Genomic DNA, 8729 nt, shown 5'->3' with positions numbered 1-8729 from the left:
GCGGCCGTGGGTCCGTTGGCGGCGTCGACCGCATTGCTCAAGGTCGGCGCAGCGGCGGCACCCCCGCTGCGCACCAGTTGCAGGAGCCGCGCGCTGTTCCCGAGCATCGTCACACCGCGAAGAAGTGCGGCACGATCGCGCCGGTGCCGTCGTCCATGCCGACGAGGAGACCGCGGGCGACCTCGCCGGAGCCCGAGGGCATGTCGAGCGCGTCAGCGTGGCCGAGCACGGCGTTCGAGCCGCCGGCGAGGGCGAGGGTGCGGTCGGTGCTGTCCTGAACCAGCGTGACGTTGATGGCCTGGCCCATGTAGAGGCCGGTCACCTGGTCGATCGTCATGTTCCCGCCGGTCGGCGCAATGCGGATGTTCGTGGTCGCGGCGGTGACGGTGACGTCCTGCTCGCCGGAGCCGGTGACGGACACGGTGGCGACGACCGATGCGAGGGCGGTGAGCGTCTCGGCATAGGTCGGCAGCCAGAAGTTGCCCGCGGCGTCGAACCCCCAGCTACGGTTGGTGGCGCCGGAGCTCGTTGCATAGGGGAGAGAGACGAGTGCCCCATCCGTCACGACGGTCACGCCGTCCGCACCGAGCGCCTGTGCGGTCAACGCAGCGATCAGGCCCCTGAGGTTTCCCGCATCCTCGGATTCGTCGTCCGCGCCGTCCTCGAATAGGGCGAGGAGGAACCCCAGCCTGGCGGCGGCATCCAGGGCGCTCAGCGCGATCAGGTAGAGCGCGCCGGCCTCGCTGCTGTCGAGGCCCTCTATATTGTCGTAGCTCAGGCTCAATTCCGAGAGGAGAGCGGCGGTGAAAGCCTTCACCGCCTTCTGCGTGGGCACCCGCCAGTTACTGTCGGCCGCCAGAGTAGGGTCCGGGTCGGCGACCATGCCGGCCCCGCTGCGGACGATCGCGTTGACGTAACTGTTCGGACCTACCGCGTTTCCGGGAACCGCGACCGCACCGGATATCTCGGTGGCCGGGACTGCGCCAGGCGCGTCCTGCTTAACTTCGGGCATCGTTGCCTCCGCAAAAGGGGTGGTTCAGAACCCGAAGACGTGCAGGACAAACCCGCCGTCCGTCAGGGTGCCGGACGTGTCCCTGGTTATCACGGTGATGCTGTCCGCACCCGCCGCGGTGGCGTGGCAGATGAGCGCCCCGCCCGTGGAGATGGACGACGCGATGGGGAAGATGGTGGTTGCCCCGGACCCGCCCTTGGCGAGCGTGACGGTGAAGTTACCCTCGCTGTTCCGCACGCACGACACGATGTTTCGGTGGCCGTTAATGGTCACCGAGTCATCACCCGCCACGGTGATGCGCCCCACGGCCAGGGCGCCGAGGGTCATCGGACCGGACAGATCATTGGCAGGGATGTTGCACTCTTTGATCGTTCCGCCGCCGGTATTGCGGAGGGAGTGCCCGTCCTGCACGGTGACCGCGCTATCGTTCGCGAGGAAGATCGCCGTCAACTCGGTGGCCGAGACGTTCTCGATCATCTGCGGGCAGACGATGCCGGTGATCGTGCTGGCCTCGACGGAGACCCCCCGCTGGTTTCCACCCGAAGACCGGGTGACGCCCCGGATGGTCTGCGGCCCGAGGTTCAGCGCGATGACGGTATCGCGCAGCCGGATCGCCATCCCGAAGCTGGTCCGCCAGACGTTCGGCCCGACGGTGACCGCAGCCCAGTTCCCGATCCACGCGCCGCCGTTCAGGTTCTCGCAGCCCCAGCCCTCGCAGATGTTGTCGGAGACGACGAGATGGTGGCCGAGATGCGTGCTCGTGCCGTCGTGTGCGGTGACGAAGATAGCGTGACCGGCGCCGCCCTCGCCGTTCCCCTCGGTTTCGTCGCCGGCCGCCGACCGGAGTATTCGGTTGCCGACGATCTGGATGTCGCGGGGTGGAGCAATGCCCGTACCCTCCTCGAAACCGCCCTTGTCGATGCCGATGCCATGGTGGCAGTCAATAATGTCGTTGTGGAGGAAGCGCCCGCGCTGCCCGCCGTGGGTGCCCATGCCCTTCCACTGGAGGCAGTTCCGCACCCGGTTGCCGACGACCCAGAAGTCGGCCGAGGCGCGGACCCCGGACTGGTAGGTCCGGGTGAACTCGATGCCGTACATCCGGTTGCCGTTGTTGAGGTAGTCGCCGGGGGATAGGGTGTCGATGCTGTTGTGCTGCACCCACGAGTGCACGCAGCTATAGCCCCGAAACCCGCCGCGGCCGCACCTGGCGATGGTGTTGCGCTCCACCCAGAGGTGGGTGACCATATCGAGCTGGATCGCGTCCTCGGCCCACCCTTCCAGGTGGCAGTCGTGGACCCGGACGTTGAAGCTCTCCCCGGTGATGGTCAGGCTCTTGCGCCACTGGTAGTCGGAGCCGCGAACATGGATGCCGTTGCTCGCCGGCCAGTTCTCGACCGGGTTCGAGGTGTAGCCGGCGTCATCGGGCTGCCAGAAGGGGCCGCGCAATTCGAGGCCGGAGATATCGACGTTCGAGGTGCCGACATCCATCCAGAGGCCGTTCCAGTCGACCACGCTCGCCTTGACGTAGGAGCCCGGCCGCTCGTAGCTGTAATAGTTGGGCTGGACGAGGATCGACTTGCCCTTGCCCTCCCCGGTGATGACGGTGTTCGAGGAGACCTTCGGCGATCCGGAGGTCATCTTGAATACGCCCTCGGGGAAGTGGACACGCGCGCCGGTCGCGGCCGCCACGTCGAGCGTGGCCTGCACTGCGGGGTAATCGTCGGTTGACCCATCGGCCACGGCGCCGAGCATGACGGGGCTGAGAACCCGCTCCGCTATCTCCCACCAGGCGCCGTCGTCGCTTTGCACCTTGCCGGCGTGCGACGGTTCGGAGACCACGCGCTTGTAGAGCGCAGCCCCACCATCGCCGACCGTCGCATGGCCGCTCACCCGGAGCGACGACATGCCCTCGGGGATTTCGAGGGACTGCACGGCATTGCGAGTCGAGTAGAGCGGGACATTGCCCTGGCTGACCGCATCTGAGGTGTAGCCCTGCGCCAGATCGCGGGCGGCCTCGGCCGCTGCCTGTGCCGCCAAGGCAGCGACCAGCGTATCGTCCACCGCGCCGAAGATCCGGCGGAGGTCCTGCTTCGATGGATTATACCGCCCGCTCTGCGGGTCGCCCACAGGGAGCGGAGCGGCGGGGGCGCCCGGCTTGCCATCGCCCGAATAGCGATTGTGCTCGCGCAGGTATTCGTTCGCCAACTGAGCGAGCAAAGCCATCGGTAAGCTCTCCGGAAGTAGGGGTTAGACTTCGACCGTTTCGGGCGGCTCAAGCCATGCCGAAACGACGTTGGATGAGGTCTTCCATCGCGCGCGGACCTCGTAGGTCTCGCCCTCGCTGACGATGCCCGAGACGGCGGTAAGGTCGACTGCCGACATCGCCTCCCATGGGCCGGACGGGGACAGGCGGAACTGCGCGACGAGCGACAAGCCGGTGCGAGCCGGCTCCAGGACCGTCAACTGGATCACGTAGCCGGTCGTCGAGCCGATGGTGCGGAGCGGGGTCGTGATCTCGTCAACCGCGGGGACTTCGATCGTGCGGCTAGGCTTCGTTCCTGCCGGGGGAGGACTAGGCACGCCCTCCTCGGCGGTCGTCCATGCGTATGCCTCCGGGCCGAGGCTGTAGATCTCGAACTCGAGCCCGCTCATGTCGGTCCGGAACGCCCGCCGCTCGATATAGAAGGGGCCGTCGATATGCATCTCCGGGATCACGAGGGTGATGAACCGCTCTCCCCACGCCCTCAGCCCGACGAGGTTGGTGGAGATCGTCCCCCGCCAGCGCGGGTTCATTCGGTGGGCGTGGATCTTCGCGAGCCGCTGCGCCTGCGCCGGCCACTGCACCATGTCGAGGGTCAGGTCCTCCACGATCTGCCCCCGAGCCGCCTGATCCACCGTGTTGCGCCACGCGGGGGCCTCGTTTGGCTGGTAGCTGGCCTTTGGATCGCGGAAGACGATCTTCACCTCGTTGAAGGCGGCGAGCTTGTCGGTGCCTTCGGACAGGTCGAACGAGAGGATATCCCGGTCGGTAATCGTGACGGTCGGGGGCTGCCAGACACCGCCACGGACGCCGATCTTGCCCTCCGGCGTGAGGTAGAGATCGGCATCGCACGTCGCCTGCATGGAATGCAGGACGTCGACCGGATCATCCTGGAGGCTGTAGGTGCCCCCGAGCCGGTAGCGCGCCTGGGAGCCCCCAGCCCGAAGCGGAACACCCTGGGCACAGACGTTCGCGAACGCACCGAACGAAGCAAGATCCACGTCGGCCGTCGTGATGCCGGGGAACCCGTCCGCATGCCTCAGATAGTCCAGCATGCAGAGGGCGGAATTCTCCGACCACGCGGTTTCGCCGGTGCGCGGGTCATAGACCCGGCTCAGCCGAGCGAGGATGCGCACCGCAGTCTGGGCGCCCTCGGGGTACACCTTGGCGAAGTCCTCGGCATCGACACCATTGAACTGTGCATAGGTGCAGGCAATCCCGCGGAGGCGGTGATCCTCCGTCCACACCCCAGGCCATGCGGCGGTCATCACGTCGAAGGCCGTCTGATTTGGCGACCCGTTCAGCGTCCGAATCCGGATGGTCTCGTTGGGGATATCGTCATCCCCGACCACCCATCCATTCCCGGAGAGGGAGTACGTCTGATCTCCGAGCCACACGGACTCGATCTCGTCCACCACTCCGGAATGATGCATGACTATCTGGTAGAGCGTGCCGTCCTTGCTGTCCCAGAAGGCTCGGGTTCCGCCCAGCTTGTCGCGGCCATAGCCCCTGATCCTCGGACCAGTCGACTGATTGAGGACCGACTGCTGATCCGGGACCGACAGCCGGGGGCGGCGCCTGAACGCGCCGGAGAGGACCGTCAGGCCCGCCCCGACGATGATGTTTGCCGCGGCAGTCGCCACCGACGCGCTCACGCCGACCGCGGTCAACCCCGACGCGATGAAGCCCACCACGGCCTGAAAGACCGCCGAGAGGATGCCCATGACTCAGGCCGCCTTCGCCCACACCTGCTCGGCAGGCTCGTAGCCGGCCTGACGCAGGATCGCCGCGACCCGCTCGTTGAACGACGTGAACCGGATGAGCTTGGCCCCCCTCTCCCGCGCCCACGCCTCGTATGCCCTCAGAAGGGCGAGCCCGACCGCCGAGCGGAAATACCAGCAGTGCTCCACCGCGATCCGCTCGCGGCTCATGTTCGTGGTCGTCACCTGCGCTGCGATGAAGCCGCCCGCCGCGATGAGGACGAGCCCGTCCGGCGAGGTGATGAGGCTCGCCAGCACGCCAGCCGTGCGCGACCGGTCGAAGGTCAGCGGGCGCTCGGCGACCGAAGCGAACGCCTCCGCCATCCCGACGAGCTCGGGCATGTCCTGCAACGTGGCCGGGCGCATCAGAACGTCGGCCACTCGATCGTCTTGGTGACCAGATCAGGCACCTGCTCGAGCCCGCGGTCGCCGGGGAAGCGCGCCTTCTGGTCCTGGTCGGTGTAGAGACCGAACGGCGGCCGGCGACGACTGGACCAGATATTTTCGGCCGTCAGGATGACAGTCCGCGAGCTCGGCCCGTCTGCCGCATAGCGCAGGAGGTCCATGCGCCCCGCCCAAAGAGCGACCGGGCCATCGAGCGTGCTGTGGACCTGTCCGCCGGAGCCCTCGATGTGGAAGAACTGGATATAGACAATCACCCGGCGGTCCTTGACCGCGGCGCTGCCAGAGCGGACCATCGCGACGATCTCGGGGTTGACGCCGGAGAGGGTGAAGGTCGTCTCCGTCGCCTCGCCGGCTTGCCCCTGCGACAACCCGTCGATCTGGACGATATCGCCCGCGCCCTCCCACTCGTATCCCCCGGCCGCGAGGGTGCCGAATCCTGTCCACCACCGCTTCGGGCTGTCCTTGAAGTCCATGAAGACGAGCAGGCTCGCTTCGATCGTCCGGTTGTCCAGGTACGCGTCGACAGTCTGGGAAAAGAGGCTCACCACACCTCCGCGAAGTCGATCGACACGTCGGCCGAGTTGAGGTTGATCTGGTCGAACACGCCCGTTTCGTCGGCGGCCATCCGCATCCTGCAAACCGGGCGACCGAGGATCAGAGGCTCGCCAGCAGCCAGCGGCGCGCGAAGCTTCGGCCAGAACTCGATGGTCTCCGAGTAGGTCACCGACCCGAAGTTCAGGGGCTCGCCGCCAAAGGTGATCGGCGCTCCGCCAAAGGCGATGACGCCGTGGACGCTCGGGTTTGCCCATGCCCGCGCCACAAGATAGAGCCGGTCGCCGAGGCCGAAGTAGTGCCCCGGCCGCAAAGGCGGAACGTCCGTGTGCAGCACCGTGATCCGCGTTGCGCCGAGGGCTGCATCCGCCCCCGCGCGCATGTAGACGACCTCGGTCTGACCGAAGCCCGAGTGATCCATCAGGCCGCCGCCATCGGCGAACGTGGCAGCGGCGGCGGCCGAGAGCATCCGCCCGTGCACGTCGTAGGGCCGCCAGCGCGCGACGCAGGGCACGAGGATTTCCCCCGCCATGCCGTCAACCGCCGCATATAGCCCCCGGTAGGCGAGCGTCCGCTCCTCGCCTCGGACGCCCGAGAATGGCACTATCACCCGCGCGCGCATCGCCCAATAGCCGGCATCGGAGCGCACAACCTGCTCGCTGCCGGAGATGCTGCGCCCCCCGGTGCGGCTGGGGCCGGCCTTCATCCACGCCTGAGACGAGAATGGGAGATTTGGCGGCCAGACTTCCATGTCACCCCTTGACAGCTAACGGATATGCTAGGTATATGCGTAAGCATGGCAATACGCATTCTTGATCTGATCGAAGGTCTGAAGGTCAGCGGATGGGTGCGGAGGTGCGCCCACTGCAATCGGCTGTTCATCGGCCGAAGAGATGCCGCCTACTGTTCAACCGCGTGTCGGGTTTCGGCCTCACGCAAGCGAAAGGAAAAGCCGTGAAGTCCCTGTATCTGGTTCCGCTTCTCGCTGTCGCCGCCTGCGCGCAGGCCCCCGAGAAGATCGAACCCGTCTCTGTCTCCCCCAGCGCCTACGTTGGCGCCTCGTGCAACGCCGTGACGGCCGAACATGCGGCAGCGACCGCTCGCCTCGCTGTGCTCTATGGCGAGCAGCGCCACGCCCGCACCCAGGACACCGCCGCCGTCATCATCGTCGGAGCGCCACTGGCCTCGCTGAACGGCGAGGACCGCGCCCCCGAGATCGCCTCGCTCAAGGGGCAGGTCGCCGCAATGGAAGACCGCCTCCGAGGCTGCTAACCCATCCGCCGGCTGGCGTTCGCGACGGTGGAAGGGGCCAGACGCTGCACCGCGCGCGCCGACACGGGGCCGGCGATGTTCGCCACCGCCGCCCGCCAGTTGCCGTCCTGGTCGACGTAAACCCGCACGTCCACAGCGCCACCGGCGCCGTTCGGCGTGATGGTGCCCGACGCTCGCGGCGTGAATATCTCCGGGCCGCGCTCGCCGACGAGATAGCTGGTCCCCGCCCGCACCGGGCCGCCGCTCGCCCGGCCGCCGCCGAAGATCGCCCCGAAGATCCCGCCGCCGCCAGAGTTGAGCAGCCCCTCGATCCCCGACTGGATGAAGGTCTTGGCGATCTGCGAGGCGAGGCTGCGAAGGCTGTCCTCGAGGCTGCGCGAGCCGTCGATTGCCGAGACGAAGATGTCGGCGAAGGTCTCCGCCGTCTTCTCGTTCTCCCGCTGAAGCTCGCGCTGCGCCTGCGCCACGTCCCGGATGCCGTCGCGGATGGCCTGCTGAATGCGGCGCTGCTCTTCCGCTGCCGCGCGATCGATGCCTCCGCCGCCCCCGCGGCCACCGCCGCCGCGGCTCGTCGCAGTCGGGGCCGTCAGCGGCGAGCCATAGATCGGGAACTGCGCATCCATTACGGATGAGCGCGTCGGCGGAACCCCGCTAAGGGGATAATCCCCGGCACCCGTGCCGAGCGCCCCGCCGAAGGAGGTCGGCCGGCTGCTGTTGATCTGCTGTTGCGCGACCCGCGCGCGCTCGGTCGCGGCCAAAGCCTGCCCGGCCGCCATCATCGCGCCCTGCGCGTTGGCGAGGACTGTCTGCCAATCACCGGCGAGCCCCTGCGCCTGTGCACGAGCCGCACCCGTGTTGTCCGCGAGGGTCGCCGCTGCCTGCCCGGCTCCGATCGCGGCATCCCGAATCGCGGCCATCTCCGGCGTGATCTGCCCGGTCTCGTCGGCGATGCCGGCGATCGTGTTAGCCAGCGCCTGCGCCGCCGTGGCCACTTGGTCCATCGGCGCTCCGGCGAGGCGGGTGATCGCATCGAACAGCCGCTGCGCCTGCTCCTCGGTGAGACCCAGCGCCTCCTGAAGCTGCTCGACCCCGCTAACGATCGCGAGTGATCCTTGCGTGCCGGGGACGACGCGGGTGATGTCCGCAACCATGTCCGAGAGCTGCTGCTGCAGGTCGCGGATGGCCGAGGTCGCGCCCGTCTCGGCGAGGCTCCGAAGCGCGCCGCTGAACAGGTCCGTGGCTTCCGCCACCTCGAAACCCGCGGCCTTGAGGACGCCCAGCGTGTCGCTCAGCGTCTTCGTGATCCCGTCGAGCGCCAGCGCCTCGTCGCCAGCGTCGCTCATCGCAGAAGCGAGAAGCGGCAGCGCCGCGGCGGCAGCGCCAATGGCTATGCCAAGCGGGCCGAATCCGGCAAGGATTTGCGGGGCCTGCTGGCCGAAGACCCGCATGGCGCTGGTGCCCATGCTGA

At 67.7% G+C, this 8729-nt stretch carries 9 protein-coding genes; 2 read left to right on the top strand and 7 right to left on the bottom strand.

What is annotated here, in order from left to right:
* Positions 1–109 precede the first annotated feature (109 nt).
* From PLC66_RS21320 to PLC66_RS21295, 6 genes are all read right to left on the bottom strand, one after another.
* On the bottom strand, positions 110–817 hold the full coding sequence (locus PLC66_RS21320) for a hypothetical protein (protein ID WP_324544205.1): 708 nt from the start codon (positions 815–817) through the stop codon (positions 110–112).
* Positions 818–1036: 219 nt separating this feature from the next.
* Positions 1037–3235, bottom strand: coding sequence for a glycosyl hydrolase family 28-related protein (locus PLC66_RS21315; protein WP_324544204.1), 2199 nt, complete (start codon positions 3233–3235; stop codon positions 1037–1039).
* Positions 3236–3259: 24 nt separating this feature from the next.
* Positions 3260–4996 carry a phage tail protein gene (locus PLC66_RS21310; RefSeq protein ID WP_324544203.1) on the bottom strand — a complete coding sequence of 579 codons (1737 nt, stop codon included), beginning with the start codon at positions 4994–4996 and terminating at the stop codon, positions 3260–3262.
* A gap of 3 nt (positions 4997–4999) precedes the next feature.
* Positions 5000–5413, bottom strand: a complete 414-nt coding sequence (locus PLC66_RS21305) for a GNAT family N-acetyltransferase (protein ID WP_324544202.1) — start codon at positions 5411–5413, stop codon at positions 5000–5002.
* The gene (locus PLC66_RS21300; RefSeq protein WP_324544201.1) at positions 5398–5982 is read right to left on the bottom strand and encodes a hypothetical protein; all 585 of its coding nucleotides are present in this window, start codon (positions 5980–5982) and stop codon (positions 5398–5400) included. The genes PLC66_RS21305 and PLC66_RS21300 overlap by 16 nt, the downstream gene beginning before the upstream one ends.
* Positions 5979–6695 carry a hypothetical protein gene (locus tag PLC66_RS21295; RefSeq protein ID WP_324544200.1) on the bottom strand — a complete coding sequence of 239 codons (717 nt, stop codon included), beginning with the start codon at positions 6693–6695 and terminating at the stop codon, positions 5979–5981. Before PLC66_RS21295 ends, PLC66_RS21300 begins: the two co-directional genes overlap by 4 nt.
* A gap of 69 nt (positions 6696–6764) precedes the next feature.
* Between PLC66_RS21295 and PLC66_RS23000 the strand changes: the two genes are divergently transcribed.
* Both PLC66_RS23000 and PLC66_RS21290 read left to right on the top strand, forming a co-directional pair.
* Positions 6765–6947, top strand: a complete 183-nt coding sequence (locus tag PLC66_RS23000; RefSeq protein ID WP_503012255.1) for a DUF6076 domain-containing protein — start codon at positions 6765–6767, stop codon at positions 6945–6947.
* Positions 6944–7261, top strand: a complete 318-nt coding sequence (locus PLC66_RS21290) for a hypothetical protein (RefSeq protein WP_324544199.1) — start codon at positions 6944–6946, stop codon at positions 7259–7261. Before PLC66_RS23000 ends, PLC66_RS21290 begins: the two co-directional genes overlap by 4 nt.
* On the opposite strand, the gene PLC66_RS21285 is transcribed toward PLC66_RS21290, so the two are convergent.
* On the bottom strand, positions 7258–8729 hold a 1472-nt coding region (locus PLC66_RS21285; protein ID WP_324544198.1), incomplete at its 5' end, for a hypothetical protein. The two genes, PLC66_RS21290 and PLC66_RS21285, sit on opposite strands and share 4 nt — an antisense overlap.

Origin of the sequence: Thauera sp. (assembly GCF_035444905.1) — a bacterium.
Taxonomy (GTDB): domain Bacteria; phylum Pseudomonadota; class Gammaproteobacteria; order Burkholderiales; family Rhodocyclaceae; genus Thauera.
The sequence above is the reverse complement of the archived record's forward strand: the minus strand, read 5'-3'. Positions and strand labels throughout refer to the sequence as shown.

Coding starts and splice junctions, on each gene's coding strand:
- PLC66_RS21315 (WP_324544204.1), bottom strand. CDS start 3,235: ATGGCTTTGCTCGCTCAGTTGGCGAACGAATACCTGCGCGAGCACAAT.
- PLC66_RS21295 (WP_324544200.1), bottom strand. CDS start 6,695: ATGAAGGCCGGCCCCAGCCGCACCGGGGGGCGCAGCATCTCCGGCAGC.
- PLC66_RS21310 (WP_324544203.1), bottom strand. CDS start 4,996: ATGGGCATCCTCTCGGCGGTCTTTCAGGCCGTGGTGGGCTTCATCGCG.
- PLC66_RS23000 (WP_503012255.1), top strand. CDS start 6,765: ATGCTAGGTATATGCGTAAGCATGGCAATACGCATTCTTGATCTGATC.